We start from the raw sequence: 16,160 nt of genomic DNA on the forward strand, positions 1-16,160 counted from the left end.
CCCCATGTCCGCCCCGGATCGCCTGATCGATGTCGCCGGCCTCCGGGTCGGCAATCACCGGCCGCTGACCCTGTTCGGCGGCATGAACGTGCTGGAGTCCCGCGAGCTGGCCCTCGAGGTGGCCGAGGCCTATGTCGAGGTCACCGGCCGGCTGGGCATGCCCTACGTGTTCAAGGCCAGCTTCGACAAGGCCAATCGCAGCTCCATCCACTCCTTCCGCGGCCCCGGCCTGGAGAAGGGCCTGGAGATACTGGCCGAGGTGAAGGAGCGCCACCGGGTGCCGGTCATCACCGACATCCACGAGCCCTGGCAGGCGGCCCCCGCGGCCGAGGTGGCCGACGTCATCCAGCTGCCGGCCTTCCTGGCCCGCCAGACCGACCTGGTGGTGGCGATGGCCGAGACCGGCGCGGTGATCAACATCAAGAAGCCGCAGTTCCTGGCGCCCCACGAGATGCGCCATATCCTGCGCAAGTGCGAGGAGGCCGGCAACGATCGGCTGATCCTCTGCGAGCGCGGCACCAGCTTCGGCTACAACAACCTGGTGGTCGACATGCTGGGCTTCGGTGACATGAAGGCCACCGGCTACCCCTTGCTGTTCGACGTGACCCATGCCCTGCAGCGCCCCGGCGGGCGTGCCGACAGCGCCGACGGGCGCCGCGCCCAGGTCGCCGAGCTGGCCCGGGCCGGGGTGGCCGTGGGGCTGGCCGGGGTGTTCCTGGAGTCCCATCCGGATCCGGACAACGCCAAGTGCGACGGCCCCTGCGCCCTGCCGCTCGACAGGCTCGAGCCCTTCCTCGCCCAGCTCAAGGCCCTGGACGACCTGGTGAAGGGCTTCCCTCCGCTCGAGATTTCCTGATTCCCCGCAACGCTGACACGCTAAGGACGAGACAACATGACCAAGATCGTCGATATCCGCGCCCTCGAGGTGCTCGACTCCCGCGGCAACCCCACCGTGCAGGCCGAGGTGCGCCTGGAAAGCGGTGCGGTCGGCTGTGCCTGCGCCCCGAGCGGGGCGTCGACCGGTTCCCGTGAGGCCCTCGAGCTGCGTGACGGCGACAAGGGCCGTTACCTGGGCAAGGGCGTGCTGAAAGCCGTGGAGGCCGTCAACGGCGCCATCCGCGAGCGTCTCATCGGCATGGACGCCCGGGATCAGCGAGGCCTGGACAACGCCATGCTCGAGCTCGACGGCACCGACAACAAGGCGGGGCTTGGCGCCAACGCCATCCTCGCCGTGTCCCTGGCCGCGGCCCGGGCGGCCGCCAACGCCAAGGGCATGCCGCTCTACGCCCATATCGCCGAGCTCTACGGCCAGCCCGGGCAGTACCGCATGCCGGTGCCGATGATGAACATCCTCAACGGCGGCGAGCATGCCGACAACAACGTCGACATCCAGGAGTTCATGATCCAGCCGGTGGGCGCGCCGAGCTTCCGCGAGGGCCTGCGCATGGGCGCCGAGGTCTTCCACGCCCTGAAGAAGGTGCTGGCCGCCCGCGGCCTGTCCACCTCGGTGGGCGATGAGGGCGGCTTCGCCCCCAACCTGGCCTCCAACGCCGAGGCCCTGGCGGTGATCAAGCAGGCGGTCGCCGACGCCGGCTACGCGCTGGGCGCCGACATCACCCTGGCCCTGGACTGCGCCTCCTCCGAGTTCTACCGGGACGGCCAGTACCAGCTGTCCGGCGAGGGCAAGTCCTTCGACGCCGCCGGCTTCGCCGATTACCTGGTCGAGCTGTGCGACCAGTACCCGATCGTCTCCATCGAGGACGGCATGGACGAGTCCGACTGGGACGGCTGGAAGGCGCTGACCGACAAGCTCGGCGACCGCGTCCAGCTGGTCGGCGACGACCTCTTCGTCACCAACACCAGGATCCTCAAGCGCGGCATCGACGAAAAGATCGGCAACTCCATCCTGATCAAGTTCAACCAGATCGGCTCGCTGTCCGAGACCCTGGACGCCATCCGCATGGCCCAGGACGCCGGCTTCACCGCGGTGATCTCGCATCGCTCCGGCGAGACCGAGGACACCACCATCGCCGACCTGGCGGTGGGCACCGCCGCCGGCCAGATCAAGACCGGCTCGCTGTGCCGCTCCGACCGGGTCGCCAAGTACAACCGCCTGCTGGTGGTCGAGCAGGAGCTCGGCGAGCGGGTGGACTACCCGGGGCGCAGTGCCATCAAGGGCCAGTAAGCGCCTGCGGCACTGTCCCGTGTAGGAAATCGCCTACACGTGACCGGCGAGATGTGTGACATCTGCCCTGAGATACCGGCGCCCCTGGGGCGTCGGTATTTTTTTATCTTTCTGATTCTAAAGAGTTATTTTCCTTTCTGCCGAGGCCGGGCGGGGCGTTCCAGGCGCAGGGGCCCGGTTGAGAAGTCTCGCAGGGCTGCCAGAATGGTAAGCGGGACAAGGGAGAGAGGATCTCTCCCGGCAGGATGCCACGGGATGCAGTCTCGAGCGTGCGCGGTGCGACAGGACGTCGTTCCCGGGCAGGGAAATCGCTCAAGGAGTTCGGGCGGAGGGAACCGCTCAAGGAGAGCTAGGAGCGGGCGGCCTTCGGGCCGCCTTCTTTCGCTAGGTGTTCTCCTTCAACGCAGCGCGAAAACGGCGACGCCGAATGTCGGGAGACATTCGGCGTCGTCGTGTCGGCGGTCCCGAGCCGGGTTCAGCGTTCCAGCTGCTCCAGCTTGCCGGCCTTGCCGTCCCACTCCTCGGCGTCGGCCGGCGGGTCCTTCTTCTCGGTGATGTTGGGCCAGACCTCCGCCAGCTCGGCGTTGATCTCGATGAACTGTTCCTGTCCTTCCGGCAACTCGTCCTCGGAATAGATCGCCTCGGCCGGGCACTCGGGCTCGCACAGCGCGCAATCGATGCACTCGTCGGGGTGGATCACCAGGAAGTTGGGGCCTTCGTAGAAGCAGTCCACCGGGCAGACCTCGACACAGTCGGTGTACTTGCACTTGATGCAGTTCTCGGTGACGACGAATGTCATGTCAGTCTCCCTTCCTCGGGGCCGGGGGTGCGCCGCGGCCGATCGGTCTCGTAAGTTGAAATAAAGTTATAAAAACTTTTGCTTTTATAATATGTTGAACTTGGTCGAACCATTCTAGTCGGCCCGCCGCATGGCCCGCAAGCCATGGGGCCCGCGTTCACAGGCTCTCCTGCCAGTGGTACAGCCATTCCAGCGCCTGGCGAGGCGTCAGCTCGTCCAGTGTCAGGCCGGACAGGCTCTCCACCACCGGGTGCGGAGCACTGGCGAAGAGATCGGCCTGCTGGGGCGCCGGGCCCCCGTCCGGGGCCGTGGCCTCGCCGCGCTGACCCTGGTCGACCTCCTGCTGTTCCAGGGTGGCGAGCTTCTCCCGGGCTCGCGAGATCACGCCCTGGGGCACGCCGGCGAGCTGAGCCACCTGCAGGCCATAGCTCTGGCTGGCGGGGCCGTCCTCCACCCGGTGCATGAAGACGATCCCCTCGCGATGCTCGGCCGCCGTGAGGTGCACGTTGGCGACCCCGGCGGCCTGCTCGGCGAGGGCGGTCATCTCGAAGTAGTGGGTGGCGAACAGCGTGAAGGCCCGGGTGCGGGTCAGGTGCTCGGCGCTGGCCCAGGCCAGCGACAGGCCGTCGAAGGTGCTGGTGCCGCGGCCGATCTCGTCCATCAGCACCAGGCTCCGCTCGCTGGCGTTGTGCAGGATGTTGGCGGTCTCGGTCATCTCGACCATGAAGGTGGAGCGCCCGCCGGCCAGGTCGTCCGAGGAGCCGATGCGGGTGAAGATGCGATCCACCGGGCCGATCGCGGCGGCGTCGGCGGGCACGAAGCTGCCGGTATGGGCGAGCAGGGTGATCAGCGCGGCCTGGCGCATGTAGGTGGACTTGCCGCCCATGTTGGGGCCGGTGATGACCAGCATGCGCCGCTCGTCGTCCATGACCAGGTCGTTGGGCACGAAGGGCGCCTCGCTGACCCGCTCGACCACCGGATGGCGGCCGCCGCGGATGTCGAGGCCCGGCGCCTCGGGCAGCGCCGGGCGCACGAAGTCCAGGGCGCGGGCCCGCTCGGCGAGCGCCGCCAGCACGTCCAGGGCGGCCAGCGCCTGGCCGGTCGCCTGCAGCGGGCCGAGCTCGGCGTTCAGGTCGTCGAGCAGGCTCTCGTAGAGCAGCTTCTCCCGGGCCAGGGCGCGGGACTTGGCCGACAGGGCCTTGTCCTCGAACTCCTTGAGTTCGGGGATGATGAAGCGCTCGGCGTTCTTGAGCGTCTGGCGGCGGATGTAGTCCGCCGGGGCCTCCCGGGCCTGGGCCCGGGGGATCTCGATGTAGTAGCCGTGGACCCGGTTGTAGCCGACCTTGAGGCCGGGCAGCCCGGTGCGCTCGCGCTCCCGGGCCTCCAGCCGGACCAGGTAGTCGCCGGCATGCTCGGCCAGGCCGCGGTGCTCGTCGAGCTCGGCGTCGAAGCCCTCGGCGATCACGCCGCCGTCGCGGATCACCACCGGCGGGTTCTCCACCAGCGACCGGGCCAGGGTGTCGGCGAGTTCCGGGTAGGGGCGGATATGCCGCTTGAGGTCGTCCAGGGCGGTGCCGTCATCAAAGCCGGCCAGCTCGGCCTCGAGGTCGGGCAGGGCGGCCAGGGCATCGCGCAGTCGCGCCAGGTCCCGGGGGCGGGCGCTGTAGAGCGCCACCCGGGCGAGGATGCGCTCCACGTCGCCGATGGCCTTGAGGGTCTCGGCCAGCGGCTCGAAGCCGTCGCGGTCGAGCAGGGCGGCCACCGCCGCCTGGCGGGCGCCGACCCGGTCGCGGTCACGCAGCGGGCGGTTGAGCCAGCGCTTGAGCAGCCGCGAGCCCATGGCGGTGGCGGTGGTGTCGAGCACGCTGGCCAGGGTGTTGTCGACGCCGCCGCCCAGGTTGACGTCGATCTCCAGGTTGCGCCGGCTGGCGGCGTCGATGACCACGGCGTCGTCGCGGTTCTCCACCCCGATGGCGGTCACGTGGGGCAGCCGCGAGCGCTGGGTGTCGCGGGCATAGTCCACCAGCACCCCGGCGGCGGTGATGGCGGCCTCCAGGTGGGCGCAGCCGAAGCCGCGCAGGTCGGCGACGCCGAACTGGTCGCACAGGGTGCGGCTGGCCGACTCGAGGTCGAACAGCCAGTCGTTCTGGCGGCGCAGGCCGCGGCGGTCTTCCAGGGCGGCGGGCAGGGCGAGGCTCTCCGGCACCAGCAGTTCCGCCGGGTCGAGGCGGGTCAGCTCGGCCAGCGCCTCGCTCTCGCCCTCCACCTCGAGCACGCTGAAGCGTCCGCTGGACAGCTCCAGCCAGGCCAGGCCCCAGCGCTCGCCGGCCGGGTGCAGGGCGACCAGCAGGTTGTCGCGACGCGCGTCGAGCAGGGCCTCGTCGTAGAGGGTGCCGGGGGTGACGATGCGCACCACCTTGCGCTCCACCGGGCCCTTGGCGGCCGCCGGATCGCCCATCTGCTCGCAGATGGCCACCGACTCGCCGGCGGCGACCAGCCGGGCCAGGTAGCTCTCGGCGCTGTGGTAGGGCACGCCGGCCATGGGGATCGGCTGCCCCGCCGACTGGCCGCGCTGGGTGAGGGTGATATCGAGCAGCGCCGCGGCGCGTTTGGCATCGTCGTAGAAGAGTTCGTAGAAGTCCCCCATGCGATAGAAGAGCAGCACCTCGGGGTGCTCGCGCTTGATCTTCAGGTACTGGGCCATCATCGGCGTATGGCTGGGCTTCGCGCGGGAGGCCACGTCGTTCATGGGATCTCGGGCTTTCCTTGAAATTCGTGGGGCATCAGTGGGGCAAAAGCGCCGGCATTCTGCATCTCGGTCCAGATCCTGGCCGCCTCGTCCTGGCTCTCGCTGTCGATCCACCGGGCGTAGACCTTGACCAGCATCGAGTAGTCCTTGTGCCCCATCTGCTTGGCGATGAAGGCAAGGTTACCATGAGCCGTGAGCGACCAGCACGCGTAGGTGTGGCGGGTCTGGTAGGGCCGGCGGTGGCGCACCCCGGCCCGCTTCATGATCTTGGTGACCTTGGCGTGCCAGCTGTGCGGGTTGAACCAGCGGTTGATCAGCGGCTGGCGCGCCTGGACGGTCGGGCTGAGCAGTGGCACCAGCGTCTCGGTACGGCTCTGGTGGCGCGTCAGGGCCACAGGGACGGATTCCGGATCGAGGTGGGCCGTCATGTCGGAGAGCTGGCGCGCGGCCTCCAGGGCCGGAGGCAAGAGCCAGATGACGCGGTCGCGTCCCTCTTTGGTCTTGGGCACCTTGAGCTCGTTGCGGCGGGTCACGGATCGGCGCACGGTCAGGCAGCCGCGTTTGAGGTCGACATCCTCCCTGGCCAGGCCGCACAGCTCGCCGGGGCGCAGGCCGGTGTAGACGGCGATGGTGACGGCGGCCACGTCCTGCGGGTGCAGGCAGCCGCGCTCGATCAGCTGGCGGAACTCGCCCTGGGTGAACGGGTCGGGCTCGGCATCCTCGGCGCGAATCCGCTCGGCCGCGGCGGCCAGGTCCTGGTCGGTGTAACCGTTGATGCGCAGCCAGGCGAAGAATCCGTTGGCCACGGCCAGGTAGTGGTTGGCGGTGGAGACCTGGCGGGTGGCGACCAGTTCGCCGCGCATCAGCTGCACATCCTCGGGGGTGAGCGTGGCCACGATCAGGTCTTTACCCAGGCTCTCGACCACGGCATCCAGCGCAGTTCTGTAGCGGCCCTCGGTGTCCTCGGTGATGTCGACGCCCTTGAGCTCGAGATAGCGCTCTGCCGCCTCGCCGAGGCGGGCATTGCGCAGGCGCTTGGCGCCCCGGGCATGTTTGGAGCCGGGGAACCATTCGGCATAGTCGAAGGTTCCGACCTTGATCGCGTGGACCACGGCGGCCCGCTGCTGGGCCGCGTGCTTGATGTTCGCCTTGGTCGGCGTGAGGCCCAGGCTCTCCCGGCAGCGCTTGCCGTGCCACATGAACCAGATGCGCAGGCTGGGGCCGTGCACCTCGACGCCCGGGTGCTTGGCGATCAGGGCACGTAGGGCCTGGCTCAGGCCCTCAGCGGCAGGCTCTCGACCCACTTATCGATCTCCTCGACGTTGTAGAAAATCCGCCCGTCCGGCGCCTTGCGCCACACCCGGCCCTCCGGCCAGGTGCCGTCCTTGCGCTTGTGGTCGACGGCGCTCTCCGAGTACCCGAACAGCTCGGCGACCTTCTTCTTGAGCACCCACTTGTTGCGTGCCATATCAGTCTCCCGTGTGTCGGCGGCCGCCGTGGCCCCGCCCGGGGCCTGCCCGCCATTCCTGCTCTTCATCGATCCAGGCACGGTCCTTCTGTGCGCGTCGATTCTCCACGATCTCCTTCACCTCCGGCATCGCGGCGATCTGGCGCAGCCGGCCGAGCTCCTGCTGCTGGCGCTGGATGATGCCGCCGGCGACCTCGGCCACCTGCCAGCAGTCCTCCGGCCGCTCACCGTTCTGCCGCACCTTGCCGAGCCCGTAGCAGCCGCCGCAGGGGTTGGCCTTGTTGCCCTTGATGGCGTCGCGGCCGGTACCCAGGCAGAGCGAGCAGTCGTCGGCGGCGAGTGGGCGCCAGTTCTTCTCCCAGTCCTCCATCGTGGTCAGGCTTTCCGTGACCCGGTCGAGATCCTGGTAGACCACCAGCTGCTGGCCCTCGAGCGGCCCCGATCCCCAGTAGGTGGTGACCTGGCCATACCGCCCGCCATGCTGCCGGTGGGTGTGGGTGGGTTGGGTCACTGGCCATTCCCCCTCTGCTGGCGCTCTCGCTTGGCAACACCTGCCCGCCGCTGGCGCTCACCGGCCAGGGCCGGCCACGATTCACGGATGACTCGCTGGGCGCCTGGAGATGCCGCGCCGAGCTTGATCAGCTCGTGCCGGGCATCGTGGAGCAGGCGCGCCAGGTGGTCGCGCTGGGCGGCGAGCTGGGCATTGGTCGGCCGGTTCATCGCGAGACCTCCCCGGCCGTGCCGGCCTGCTCGCCTCGGACGCGACGCAGTTCCTGCACATCCTCGAATTCGGCTCGAATGTTCATCTGGTCCGGGTGGCACCGGGCGCGCTCGAAGCCCCACCAGAAGCCTTGGCGAAACTGCTCGGCATCCCGGCGGGCGAGGGAGGTGGTGGGCGTCGTAGCCAGGATCTCATCGCAGCTTGCAATCATCGTGTCGAAGTCAGGGGTTGCCTCAATGACGGCATCCCTGGCTTTACCGAGGCGGTCTGTCAGCCGCTCCACATGCGCCGCCAGGGCGTCGCGTTCTGCCTCGGCCGCCTCGGCTCTGGCCTTCCATCCGTTCGCGACTGCTAGCAGTCCGGTATAGCTGTTGTCGCTCATGATTCCTCCCCGCCCCGCAGGGCCTTCAGTCGCTCGATCTCTTCCAGGGCCTGGCGCCCGCGCACGAGGTGGCCGCACCAGTGTTGGACGTAGGCCTGGCCATCGTTCCCATGGCCACAGCAGGCGTTCATGACGATGCTCTCGGGCAGGGTGCCGAGGCAGGCGTCGTGCCCCTCCGGGGTGCCGTGCTTTCCGCAGTGGCCGCAGGCGCGACCCCGCCAGGTGTCGACGGTGGGTTCCCGGGTGTCGCAGTAGACCCAGTGCTGGCGCAGGGCATCCCATTCGATGGGGTGGCCGCGCAGGTGGCCGGTGGCTGTCATGATTTCTCCTCGGTCCGGTCAACCTTCGACTCCGAGCAGACAGGGCCGGCGAACCAGTCTTTGTCGCCGCACTTCACGCAGCGCTCACCTTCTCCGGTCTCCCAGTCCCATTCGTGACGAGGGCCTTCTGCTTCCTCCGAGCGGTCGTGTTCGATGGCCTTGGTCCGGTCGGCGGTACGCCAGTCGGGCCAGGTGCGGCTCTCGTTCTTGGCGAGCTTGGCCTCGAGGGCGATGACGACCTCGGAGGCGGTGAAGCCGGCGCGCCAGGCGCCATCCAGGGCGAGCAGCACGACGTCGATCCACTCCTCCAGGTCGTGGGGCGCTTCTTCGATCTCGGTGAGTTCCTTGCGGATGTGGTCGACCACGCCTTGCTGGCGCTCGCCAGGGCCGAAGGCGCGCATCGAGAACGCGATCTGGCGCGTCAGGTGGTCAATCAGGCAGTAGCCCGGCTGTGCCACCGTGCGCTCCCGCAGCGCCTCCACGATCCGGAGCACGGTGGGCCAGCCCAGGGTGACGCCGCCGTCGTGATGGCGCTTCTTGGCCAGGGCCAGCAGCTTCTCCGGGTCAATGCCGGTGCGGGTGGCTGCGTCTAGTGCACCATGCTGCTCAGCCAGGGCTGCCTGACTGCTCTTCTCGGGGATGTCTCCGATGTGCTCTCCACTCATGGTCATGCGCTCCACCTCTTCGTTTCATGGCCGACCACGCCCTCGCGCTGCAGGGCGTAGATGGCCTCCATGTCGTCGCCATCGGCTCGTTCGATCAGCTGTCCGCCACGGCACCACCACGGGTGCGTCGTGACGACGATGTGCTCGCCGCCCTCCATGCGACGAATGACCCGCCGGACATGCTCGCGCTGCCGGGCCTGGGCGGCGTGGATGGTGCGAGACAGGTTTAACTCGTCCTCGAGCAGCGCGAGGCGCTGCTGCTCTCGCTGGATGCGGAGCCGCTGGGTTTCGAGGTCGGCGGTGATGGTGTCGGGATGGCGGGTCATGCCACAGCCCTCCCTGCTGGCGCCGGCATGAACCGGCGTTCGTGGGTGAAATTGGCCTCGACGTAGGCGCGGGCCAGCGGCGGGCAGACGGAGTTGCCGATCAGGCGCACCTGCTGGTACTTGGGCACGGCCCGACCGCCGGCCTCGGCGAACTGGTAGCCGTCCGGGAAGCCCTGGCCGGCGGAAAGTTCGTGGGGCTGGAGCATGCGCATGCCGATGTCGACGATGGCGTATTGCTCGCCGGACAGCGTGACGGTGACCAGGCCGAAACGGTCCCGGGTGGGCGTGGTGTGCAGCGGATCGGAGCAGGGCTGGCCAATCCCGCGGCCGTAGTACTTCACCAGGAAGGCGGCGACCGCGCCGACATGAGTGTCGCCGGCGCAGACCGTGGGCATGGGCTGGCGCGGATCTCGGCCACCCCGATCGCTGCCCTTGAGGTTCACCAGGCTGACGGCGACCAGGGCGTTGTGGTCAGTGGCGGTGATCGTCGGTAGCGGCTGGCGCAGGTCGGCACCGATCACGCCGGTATAGTGTTTGGCCAGGAACGCCGCCACCAGGTGCGCGCCGGCCGGCCGGGCTGCCTGAGTGATCGGGGCGATGAACGGGTCCTCGGCCTCGACGACGAAGCGCATCACGCCACGGGCGATTCGGCGCAGAGTGGCGTCCGCCAGAGGGCGGGCCCGGTCGAAGATCGATGGGCAAGGGATGCTCCAGTCGATGCAGCTGGCGGCGCTCTCCCAAGGAAGCAGCTTCCCGCGGCGGACGGCCAGCGAGGCAGGGTCGCCATGGGTCGGCGCCGGCCAGTGGAGGGGCAGGCCGTCACGCCGGGCACCGAGGATCAGGCGTTGGCGGATGGTCGGGGCGCCGTAATCGCAGGCACGCAGTATCCGCCAGTCCACCTCGTAGCCGTGGCGGCGCAGGGCACGGACGAAGCCCCGGAACGTCTCTCCCTTGCGCGCCGGGTCAGGCCGTGCCTTCCCATCCGCGCCCTTGATCAGCGGGCCCCAGTCGAGGAACTCCTCGACGTTCTCCAGGGCGATCACCCGCGGCTTCACCTTGGCCGCCCAGCGCGCGGCGACCCAGGCCAGGCCGCGCACCGACTTGGAAACCGGGCGTCCGCCCTTGGCCTTGCTGTGGTGGCGGCAGTCCGGGGAGAACCAGGCGAGGCCCACCGGCATGCCGTGGACGGCCTGCTCGGGGTCGATGTCCCACACGTCGGCCACGCTGTGCTCGGCGCCCGGGTGGTTGGCGGTGTGCACGGCGATGGCGGTGGCGTCGTGGTTGATGGCCAGGTCCACCGGGCGGCCCAGGGCCTGCTCGATGCCCTCGGAGGCGCCACCGCCGCCGGCGAAGTTATCGACCACGAGCTCGTGGCCAAAGAGGCTGAGGTTCGTCACAGGAGCATCCCTCCCTGGATGAGGGCCCTGGCCAGGGTGGCCAGGGCGCCGCCGGCGCCCAGCACCATGAGTGCATAGGCGGTGATCAGCTGGGCCCGGGCGATGGGCCCGAGGCGCAGCCACTCGTCGCTCTGGTGGCCCATGACCACGGCGATGTAGATCAGCACGCCGGCGGCCAGGGCGCCGAGGCAGACGAGGCCGAGCAGGGTGGTGGCTATCACTGGCCGCCCTCCCGGCCCAGCAGGGCCTCGCGGAACGGCCAGCGTCGATGACGGCGCCGCTGGAACGTGCGGTAGTTGGTGCCGACCCTCTCGCACAGATCGCGCAGCGTCATCGTCACGCGCCTGGGCGTCGTCGGGGGAGTGCGCAGGGCGTCGGCCGGGTGCATGCCGTAGAGGTGCACGCGGTACCAGAACGTCGAGTAGTTGACGCCGATGCTGGCGCAGATCTGGGCCCAGCACATCTGGTACTTGTCGCTCTTCGGGTGGGGCTGCTCGTCCGGCGCGGGGGCGTCGTCGGGCTCGCCCCGCGGCGTGTCGTCGAGGACCACGGCGCCGGAGCGAGCGGCGCCGATAGGGATGCGGTCGAGGGCGGTCAGCTGCATGGCGCGGCCTCCTGTCAGTCGTCGTCGCCGTCGCGGCGGCCGGTGATGAACTGCCACAGCCGCCAGAACGGCCAGGCGATGACGTAGCGGGCGGCGACGATCAGCCACCAGGCGCGGCGCTTGAGGTTTTTCCAGGTCATGAGGCCTCCTGCTGGCGCGCCCGGCGGGCGCGCCGCTTGCCGTGGATGTGGCGCCACTGCTGGCGCCGGTGCTCGGCGAACTGCACGGCTTGGCGGTGCAGCTCGGGGTGGTGCTCACGCATCCGGGCGTGGAGCGCCTGGGGCGTGACGATGTAGCCCAGGGCGGCCAGGCGCTGGGCGACCTGGGCGATGCACATCCGCTCCACCTCGATGCAGGCCTCAGCGATGCGCTCGATCTCGGGCCAGTCGTCGCGGAGGCGGTGCCGCCACCGCTCGCGGTCGGTGAGCCCGAGGCGGTCGACGGCGCAGCGGATGCCGTTGTAGGTGCGGCCCATGCGGCGCGCGATCTCCTCGAACCCCAGGCCCTCGGCCAGCAGCCCCTCGAGGCGGTCGAAGTCCTCGCGCGCCCAGGGCTGGCCGCGGACCAGCCGTTCGGGGCGCATCATTCCGTAGCGCTGGGCGGCGCCGCGCACGGCGGTGGGCGTCTCGTGCATCCGCCGGGCGACCTCCCGGTAGCTCAGGCCCTGCTCGAGCAGGCGCTGCAGGGTGGCGCGCCGGCGGGCGGTCCATTTGCTGATGACGGCAGGCATGGGCATCCTCCTCACCCGCCGTGCGGCGCGTTGCCGTCGGCCTGGGCCTCGCCGCCCAGCCAGGCGATCAGACGCTCGATGCTGTCGGCCAGCGCCCGGGTCATCAGCAGGAAGTCGGTCTCCAAGCGGGTCACCGCGTCGTCACCGTCGTCGGCCTGCGAGGCCTCGTCGATCAGGGCGTCATCGAAGCGGATCGACTTGAGGGCGAGGTCGTCGTGGAGCACGAACGTCATCCGCCCCTCGATGCTCAGGGCGAGCTTGCTGGCCTGGCGGCCGCCCTCGAGCAGCTGCTGCATCTCGTCGCTGTCGAGATCCACCTGGCGGCCGCGGACCACGCCGTCGTCGCCCTTGGCCTTGAGCTCCACCTGGTCGCCGATGACCAGATCGGCGGGCCGGGTGCCCGGGTCGCCGAGCCAGGTGGTCATGGCGCGCATCGGCAGTTCCCGGGTGCCCAGCGGCGTGACCTTGAGGCTGCCCAGCGTCTCGCGCAGCAGGTCGAGGACCTCCTCGGCGCGCTTGCGGCTGCTGGTGTTGATGCCGATCAGCTGGCGATGGGTGTCCCACCACAGGTCGATGCGCTGGCTGCGCACGAAGGCCCGGGGCAGAAGCTCCTCGTAGACCTGTTCCTTGAGGGTCAGCTTTTCCTGGCGGTGCATCGGAAGACCCGTCTGCGCCTCGATGTCGGCGACGCGCTCGTCGACCTCCTCGCGGACCACGGAGGTGGGCAGAATCCGCTCCTGGCGCAGGGCGGTGAGCAGGTAGTGGCCCTGGAGGTGGTGGTAAAGCTGGCGCCGAGAGCTGGCGCGCCCGGCGGGCGGCGCCCAGCCGAGGCGGCGCGACTCGCTGCCGCCCAACGGCCGGGATTCCTGGGCCTCGACGTGCTCAGCGATGCAGCCGCCGTCGATGTGGGCCACGTCGTGCAGGCGGTAGAGGTGGAGGTGCTTGAACCACATGGCAGGGCTCCTCAGTGCAGGATTCGGTGTCGAACGACGGGGTGATAGTCCAGCCGGCCGTGGCGCTTGATGAAGGCGCCGACCTCGTCGAGGAAGTCGTGGCGCGATGAGAAGGCGCAGAGGCGCTGCAGGCTCTCGATGACCTCGCTGAAGTAGCGCTGCTCGATGTCGTGGGCCGAGAGGGCCTGAAGCCCCGCGCTGCCTGTGCCTTCGCAGACCCGGCATTCGCGGCCACAGCATTCGCACTCGCCCGTGCCATCGCACTCGGCGCATTCGGTCTCGACTTCCACGAAGACCTGGCGCTCCTGCCATTGGTACAGGGGTTCGATGGTGATCATGACGTGAACTCCGCGTGGCTGGTGGATTGATGGGCGAGGTACTCGGCCCAGGGCACGTGGCGGCCGTCGACCAGGTAGCCCCAGCCAGTGCCGCGTTCGCGGCCGGTGATGAACAGCGTCACCGCGCCGCCCTGGCAGACCTCATTGATGCGGTGGTAGCGGCGGACGCCGATCTCGGCGGTGTCGCCGGGCTGGCGCGAGGCGAGGTGCTGGCCGTGGCGCTCCTCGAGGTACCAGCCGCGCAGGATCAGCGTTCGGGCGTCCCACGGGTGGTCATGCAGGTGCTCGTCCTCGTCGGGCTGGCGGATGATGTGCAGGCGCACCGACACCGGGCACCAGGGCCAGCGGGCCTGGCGGGTGTGGTTGTCGTAGGGGTTGAACAGCCAGTAGCGCTCCATGTACGTCTCGCCGTTCTTGACGATGTGCGAGTACGGGGTGCGCATGGCCCGGCGCAGCAGCCAGCGGGTGACCGCGGGGCGGCTGGCGACGTGGGCGATGGCCTTCCAGGCGAATGTGGGGATCATGCCGGCACCTCGGCGTCGTCCACTGGGGTCAGCAGGGCGAGGGCCAGCGCTGTGGTCGGCTTCACCGCCAGCATCACGATCTCAGGTTCCTCGGTCTCCCAGCGGCCCAGCTCGGTGAATCCATCCGGCACGTCGAAGTCCAGCCCCTCCAGGTAGGCGTCCGGGTCTTCGGTGAAGCGCTGATGCTCCTCCGGCATGTCATCCGGGCAGGGTGACTCCACGCTCTCGACGTGAACCTCGAAGCCCATCGGCTCGAACACGTGCTTCACGGGGCGCTCGTCGAGGAGCGGGTGGTTTGTCAGCTGGTCGATCAGTCGCATCTCGGCTCTCCTCAGAACCGCACCGGCTGGCGCTGGCCGACCTGGGCCAACTCGAGCAGGTGGCTGTGGCGGATGGCGGGGCACTGCTCGGCGGCGGTGCCGCGGTAGTCGGGCTGGCCCACGCGCTGGGCGAGCGGGACGTTGCGGGCCTCCTCGGCGATCCAGAGGGCGACGTCCTGGCAGTACTGGCGCTGGGCCTCGGCGGCGACCTGGTCCCGGGATGCCCGGGCGTCGCTGTACTGCACGGCGGCCAGGGCCACGGCGAGCAGGCCGATCGCGACGAGGCCGACGAATCCCCCGGCGATGTTCACGGCGGTGTCGAGGTTGCGGTTTCGGCGGTTCATGCGGCGACCTCCGGGGCGATGATGCTGCCCTCGGCCGCCATGGCGCCGAGCAGGTCCAGCAGGCAGCGGCGGGCCTCCTCGCAGGAGGCGTGCGGGCTGGCGGTGTGGACGACGACCAGGGTGCTGGTGCTGGGCACCCGGAACGCCGGCCGCCAGCCCACGTGGTTGTTGCGGTCCAGGGTCGGCACGGCGAGCAGCTCGGTGGCCGGGTCGACGAGACCCTGGCCCACGGCGTGGACGTTCCAGGCGGCGGCCAGGTCGTGCACCGGCACGCTGGCGATGTGCTGGGTGGTCGGGATCGGTTGGCTCATGACGGCTGGTCCTCCTGGGTGGCGGGGCCCTCGGCGAGCAGGACCTCGAGGTGGCAGAGCATGGCGCGGAGAACGCCGGTGGCCTGGGCCGGGGTGATCAGGACGCCGATCTGGTTCAGGTAGATCCGGCGGGTGTACTGTCCCGGGCTGCCGTATCCCTGCCCGACCGGCCGAGTGGTGACCTGGAACTGGCAGACATGGCCATGGAAGTCGGCGTCGGCGACGTAGCGGCCGGCGGCGGTGACGTCGATGGCCAGGTCGGTGATCCGGTGGATCATCAGGCGAATGTTGGCGTCGATCATGACGGCTGGCCCTCCATGAGAAAGGCGGTCAGGCACTGGATGGCGACGCCCAGCTGGCTCAGGGCCTCCGACGCGAGGTAGTCCTCGTGAGGCAGAGGGATCTGGTGCTCGGCGACCTGCGCCACGGTGCTGGTGCCGGCGCCGGCCGGCGTCTGCCAGACCTCCAGGTGGAGGCTATGCGTGTCGCCGCGATACACGTGCCGCACCTCGTAGCGGCCCATCAGGCTGACGGCCATGGCCAGCTCCTGGAGTTGCAGCACCGGGGCGGTGACGGCGGTGGCCATGCCGTGGCGCCGGAACACGTCGGTGATGGTCATGGGGTTGGCGAGGCTCATGCGTACACACTCCCGAGGTCGCGCCGGGAGACCCGGCTGGTGGCGGTAACCTGCTGGCGCGTGCGGACCGGGCGCTGAACCCGTTGCACGGCCTGGCCGCTGAGATCGGCGACCAGAAGCGCCAGCACGAGAGGGGCGATCCAGCCGCGGCGGATGGCCTCAGCCACGGCGGCGGTTCCGCGGTGTACGCCCAGGCGGCCGTAGATCCGGGCCAGGGAGTGCTTGACGGTGGCCGGCTGGATGCCGAATTCGCGGGCGATCTCCTTGGCGGAGAGGCCGCTGGCTAGAGCCATCAGGTGCTGGGCCTCGCGCGGCGCCAGCTCGCCCCGAGTGCGGTCCGGGTTGGCGGTGGCCCGCCAGGTGCGGAATGTGAGTTGCATGGCTGGT

The 16,160-nt window shown here is 69.6% G+C and carries 26 protein-coding genes; 2 read left to right on the forward strand and 24 right to left on the reverse strand.

Going from position 1 to position 16,160, the window contains the following annotated elements; genetic code table 11:
* Positions 1 to 4: 4 nt before the first annotated feature.
* A complete protein-coding gene (gene kdsA / locus QC818_RS10640) occupies positions 5 to 856 on the forward strand; it encodes a 3-deoxy-8-phosphooctulonate synthase (RefSeq protein ID WP_309652837.1) in 852 nt (283 codons plus the stop codon).
* A gap of 36 nt (positions 857 to 892) precedes the next feature.
* Complete coding sequence (gene eno / locus QC818_RS10645) at positions 893 to 2,185, forward strand: phosphopyruvate hydratase (RefSeq protein ID WP_309652838.1); 1,293 nt, start codon at positions 893 to 895, stop codon at positions 2,183 to 2,185.
* A 475-nt stretch (positions 2,186 to 2,660) separates the two neighbouring features.
* Here eno and fdxA read toward each other — a convergent pair whose 3' ends face one another.
* The 24 genes from fdxA to QC818_RS10765 all read right to left on the reverse strand — a co-directional run bounded on the left by fdxA (position 2,661) and on the right by QC818_RS10765 (position 16,153).
* The gene (fdxA, locus tag QC818_RS10650) at positions 2,661 to 2,984 is read right to left on the reverse strand and encodes a ferredoxin FdxA (protein ID WP_309652839.1); all 324 of its coding nucleotides are present in this window, start codon (positions 2,982 to 2,984) and stop codon (positions 2,661 to 2,663) included.
* Positions 2,985 to 3,141: 157 nt separating this feature from the next.
* Positions 3,142 to 5,733: a DNA mismatch repair protein MutS gene (mutS, locus tag QC818_RS10655; RefSeq protein WP_309652840.1), complete on the reverse strand. Its 2,592-nt coding sequence runs from the start codon at positions 5,731 to 5,733 to the stop codon at positions 3,142 to 3,144.
* A complete protein-coding gene (locus tag QC818_RS10660; RefSeq protein ID WP_309652841.1) occupies positions 5,730 to 7,037 on the reverse strand; it encodes a site-specific integrase in 1,308 nt (435 codons plus the stop codon). The genes mutS and QC818_RS10660 overlap by 4 nt, the downstream gene beginning before the upstream one ends.
* Entirely contained in the window at positions 7,007 to 7,201 is a 195-nt protein-coding gene (xisR, locus tag QC818_RS10665) for an excisionase family protein (RefSeq protein WP_309652842.1), read from the reverse strand. Before xisR ends, QC818_RS10660 begins: the two co-directional genes overlap by 31 nt.
* 1 nt (position 7,202) lies before the next feature.
* A complete protein-coding gene (locus QC818_RS10670; protein WP_309652843.1) occupies positions 7,203 to 7,712 on the reverse strand; it encodes a hypothetical protein in 510 nt (169 codons plus the stop codon).
* Positions 7,709 to 7,921, reverse strand: coding sequence for a hypothetical protein (locus tag QC818_RS10675; RefSeq protein ID WP_309652844.1), 213 nt, complete (start codon positions 7,919 to 7,921; stop codon positions 7,709 to 7,711). Before QC818_RS10675 ends, QC818_RS10670 begins: the two co-directional genes overlap by 4 nt.
* Positions 7,918 to 8,304 (reverse strand): hypothetical protein, encoded by a 387-nt coding sequence (locus QC818_RS10680; RefSeq protein WP_309652845.1) that lies wholly within the window; start codon positions 8,302 to 8,304, stop codon positions 7,918 to 7,920. Before QC818_RS10680 ends, QC818_RS10675 begins: the two co-directional genes overlap by 4 nt.
* On the reverse strand, positions 8,301 to 8,624 hold the full coding sequence (locus QC818_RS10685; RefSeq protein WP_309652846.1) for a hypothetical protein: 324 nt from the start codon (positions 8,622 to 8,624) through the stop codon (positions 8,301 to 8,303). Before QC818_RS10685 ends, QC818_RS10680 begins: the two co-directional genes overlap by 4 nt.
* Complete coding sequence (locus QC818_RS10690; RefSeq protein WP_309652847.1) at positions 8,621 to 9,295, reverse strand: dATP/dGTP pyrophosphohydrolase domain-containing protein; 675 nt, start codon at positions 9,293 to 9,295, stop codon at positions 8,621 to 8,623. The genes QC818_RS10685 and QC818_RS10690 overlap by 4 nt, the downstream gene beginning before the upstream one ends.
* Positions 9,292 to 9,615, reverse strand: coding sequence for a hypothetical protein (locus tag QC818_RS10695; RefSeq protein ID WP_309652848.1), 324 nt, complete (start codon positions 9,613 to 9,615; stop codon positions 9,292 to 9,294). The genes QC818_RS10690 and QC818_RS10695 overlap by 4 nt, the downstream gene beginning before the upstream one ends.
* A complete protein-coding gene (locus QC818_RS10700; protein WP_309652849.1) occupies positions 9,612 to 11,012 on the reverse strand; it encodes a DNA cytosine methyltransferase in 1,401 nt (466 codons plus the stop codon). The genes QC818_RS10695 and QC818_RS10700 overlap by 4 nt, the downstream gene beginning before the upstream one ends.
* On the reverse strand, positions 11,009 to 11,233 hold the full coding sequence (locus tag QC818_RS10705) for a hypothetical protein (RefSeq protein ID WP_309652850.1): 225 nt from the start codon (positions 11,231 to 11,233) through the stop codon (positions 11,009 to 11,011). The genes QC818_RS10700 and QC818_RS10705 overlap by 4 nt, the downstream gene beginning before the upstream one ends.
* Positions 11,230 to 11,616 (reverse strand): hypothetical protein, encoded by a 387-nt coding sequence (locus tag QC818_RS10710; protein ID WP_309652851.1) that lies wholly within the window; start codon positions 11,614 to 11,616, stop codon positions 11,230 to 11,232. Before QC818_RS10710 ends, QC818_RS10705 begins: the two co-directional genes overlap by 4 nt.
* A gap of 14 nt (positions 11,617 to 11,630) precedes the next feature.
* Entirely contained in the window at positions 11,631 to 11,756 is a 126-nt protein-coding gene (locus QC818_RS10715) for a hypothetical protein (RefSeq protein ID WP_309652852.1), read from the reverse strand.
* Positions 11,753 to 12,346, reverse strand: coding sequence for a hypothetical protein (locus tag QC818_RS10720; protein ID WP_309652853.1), 594 nt, complete (start codon positions 12,344 to 12,346; stop codon positions 11,753 to 11,755). Before QC818_RS10720 ends, QC818_RS10715 begins: the two co-directional genes overlap by 4 nt.
* Before the next feature lie 11 nt (positions 12,347 to 12,357).
* Positions 12,358 to 13,299 carry a recombination-associated protein RdgC gene (locus QC818_RS10725; protein ID WP_309652854.1) on the reverse strand — a complete coding sequence of 314 codons (942 nt, stop codon included), beginning with the start codon at positions 13,297 to 13,299 and terminating at the stop codon, positions 12,358 to 12,360.
* An 11-nt stretch (positions 13,300 to 13,310) separates the two neighbouring features.
* On the reverse strand, positions 13,311 to 13,637 hold the full coding sequence (locus QC818_RS10730) for a hypothetical protein (RefSeq protein WP_309652855.1): 327 nt from the start codon (positions 13,635 to 13,637) through the stop codon (positions 13,311 to 13,313).
* Positions 13,634 to 14,161 (reverse strand): hypothetical protein, encoded by a 528-nt coding sequence (locus QC818_RS10735; RefSeq protein ID WP_309652856.1) that lies wholly within the window; start codon positions 14,159 to 14,161, stop codon positions 13,634 to 13,636. Before QC818_RS10735 ends, QC818_RS10730 begins: the two co-directional genes overlap by 4 nt.
* A complete protein-coding gene (locus QC818_RS10740) occupies positions 14,158 to 14,481 on the reverse strand; it encodes a hypothetical protein (RefSeq protein ID WP_309652857.1) in 324 nt (107 codons plus the stop codon). Before QC818_RS10740 ends, QC818_RS10735 begins: the two co-directional genes overlap by 4 nt.
* Before the next feature lie 11 nt (positions 14,482 to 14,492).
* Entirely contained in the window at positions 14,493 to 14,825 is a 333-nt protein-coding gene (locus QC818_RS10745) for a hypothetical protein (RefSeq protein WP_309652858.1), read from the reverse strand.
* On the reverse strand, positions 14,822 to 15,136 hold the full coding sequence (locus tag QC818_RS10750; protein WP_309652859.1) for a hypothetical protein: 315 nt from the start codon (positions 15,134 to 15,136) through the stop codon (positions 14,822 to 14,824). Before QC818_RS10750 ends, QC818_RS10745 begins: the two co-directional genes overlap by 4 nt.
* Positions 15,133 to 15,438, reverse strand: coding sequence for a hypothetical protein (locus QC818_RS10755; protein WP_309652860.1), 306 nt, complete (start codon positions 15,436 to 15,438; stop codon positions 15,133 to 15,135). Before QC818_RS10755 ends, QC818_RS10750 begins: the two co-directional genes overlap by 4 nt.
* Entirely contained in the window at positions 15,435 to 15,773 is a 339-nt protein-coding gene (locus QC818_RS10760; RefSeq protein ID WP_309652861.1) for a hypothetical protein, read from the reverse strand. The genes QC818_RS10755 and QC818_RS10760 overlap by 4 nt, the downstream gene beginning before the upstream one ends.
* The gene (locus QC818_RS10765; protein ID WP_309652862.1) at positions 15,770 to 16,153 is read right to left on the reverse strand and encodes a response regulator transcription factor; all 384 of its coding nucleotides are present in this window, start codon (positions 16,151 to 16,153) and stop codon (positions 15,770 to 15,772) included. The genes QC818_RS10760 and QC818_RS10765 overlap by 4 nt, the downstream gene beginning before the upstream one ends.
* Positions 16,154 to 16,160: the final 7 nt, after the last annotated feature.

This window comes from Halomonas koreensis (genome assembly GCF_031451675.1).
Lineage (GTDB): Bacteria > Pseudomonadota > Gammaproteobacteria > Pseudomonadales > Halomonadaceae > Halomonas > Halomonas koreensis.

Bases quoted from the DNA above. Each gene is read 5' to 3' on its own strand.
- kdsA (WP_309652837.1), top strand. From the start codon at position 5: ATGTCCGCCCCGGATCGCCTGATCGATGTCGCCGGCCTCCGGGTCGGC.
- eno (WP_309652838.1), top strand. From the start codon at position 893: ATGACCAAGATCGTCGATATCCGCGCCCTCGAGGTGCTCGACTCCCGC.
- fdxA (WP_309652839.1), bottom strand. From the start codon at position 2,984: ATGACATTCGTCGTCACCGAGAACTGCATCAAGTGCAAGTACACCGAC.
- mutS (WP_309652840.1), bottom strand. From the start codon at position 5,733: ATGAACGACGTGGCCTCCCGCGCGAAGCCCAGCCATACGCCGATGATG.
- xisR (WP_309652842.1), bottom strand. From the start codon at position 7,201: ATGGCACGCAACAAGTGGGTGCTCAAGAAGAAGGTCGCCGAGCTGTTC.
- QC818_RS10675 (WP_309652844.1), bottom strand. From the start codon at position 7,921: ATGAACCGGCCGACCAATGCCCAGCTCGCCGCCCAGCGCGACCACCTG.
- QC818_RS10680 (WP_309652845.1), bottom strand. From the start codon at position 8,304: ATGAGCGACAACAGCTATACCGGACTGCTAGCAGTCGCGAACGGATGG.
- QC818_RS10685 (WP_309652846.1), bottom strand. From the start codon at position 8,624: ATGACAGCCACCGGCCACCTGCGCGGCCACCCCATCGAATGGGATGCC.
- QC818_RS10690 (WP_309652847.1), bottom strand. From the start codon at position 9,295: ATGACCATGAGTGGAGAGCACATCGGAGACATCCCCGAGAAGAGCAGT.
- QC818_RS10695 (WP_309652848.1), bottom strand. From the start codon at position 9,615: ATGACCCGCCATCCCGACACCATCACCGCCGACCTCGAAACCCAGCGG.
- QC818_RS10710 (WP_309652851.1), bottom strand. From the start codon at position 11,616: ATGCAGCTGACCGCCCTCGACCGCATCCCTATCGGCGCCGCTCGCTCC.
- QC818_RS10715 (WP_309652852.1), bottom strand. From the start codon at position 11,756: ATGACCTGGAAAAACCTCAAGCGCCGCGCCTGGTGGCTGATCGTCGCC.
- QC818_RS10720 (WP_309652853.1), bottom strand. From the start codon at position 12,346: ATGCCTGCCGTCATCAGCAAATGGACCGCCCGCCGGCGCGCCACCCTG.
- QC818_RS10725 (WP_309652854.1), bottom strand. From the start codon at position 13,299: ATGTGGTTCAAGCACCTCCACCTCTACCGCCTGCACGACGTGGCCCAC.
- QC818_RS10730 (WP_309652855.1), bottom strand. From the start codon at position 13,637: ATGATCACCATCGAACCCCTGTACCAATGGCAGGAGCGCCAGGTCTTC.
- QC818_RS10735 (WP_309652856.1), bottom strand. From the start codon at position 14,161: ATGATCCCCACATTCGCCTGGAAGGCCATCGCCCACGTCGCCAGCCGC.
- QC818_RS10740 (WP_309652857.1), bottom strand. From the start codon at position 14,481: ATGCGACTGATCGACCAGCTGACAAACCACCCGCTCCTCGACGAGCGC.
- QC818_RS10745 (WP_309652858.1), bottom strand. From the start codon at position 14,825: ATGAACCGCCGAAACCGCAACCTCGACACCGCCGTGAACATCGCCGGG.
- QC818_RS10750 (WP_309652859.1), bottom strand. From the start codon at position 15,136: ATGAGCCAACCGATCCCGACCACCCAGCACATCGCCAGCGTGCCGGTG.
- QC818_RS10755 (WP_309652860.1), bottom strand. From the start codon at position 15,438: ATGATCGACGCCAACATTCGCCTGATGATCCACCGGATCACCGACCTG.
- QC818_RS10760 (WP_309652861.1), bottom strand. From the start codon at position 15,773: ATGAGCCTCGCCAACCCCATGACCATCACCGACGTGTTCCGGCGCCAC.
- QC818_RS10765 (WP_309652862.1), bottom strand. From the start codon at position 16,153: ATGCAACTCACATTCCGCACCTGGCGGGCCACCGCCAACCCGGACCGC.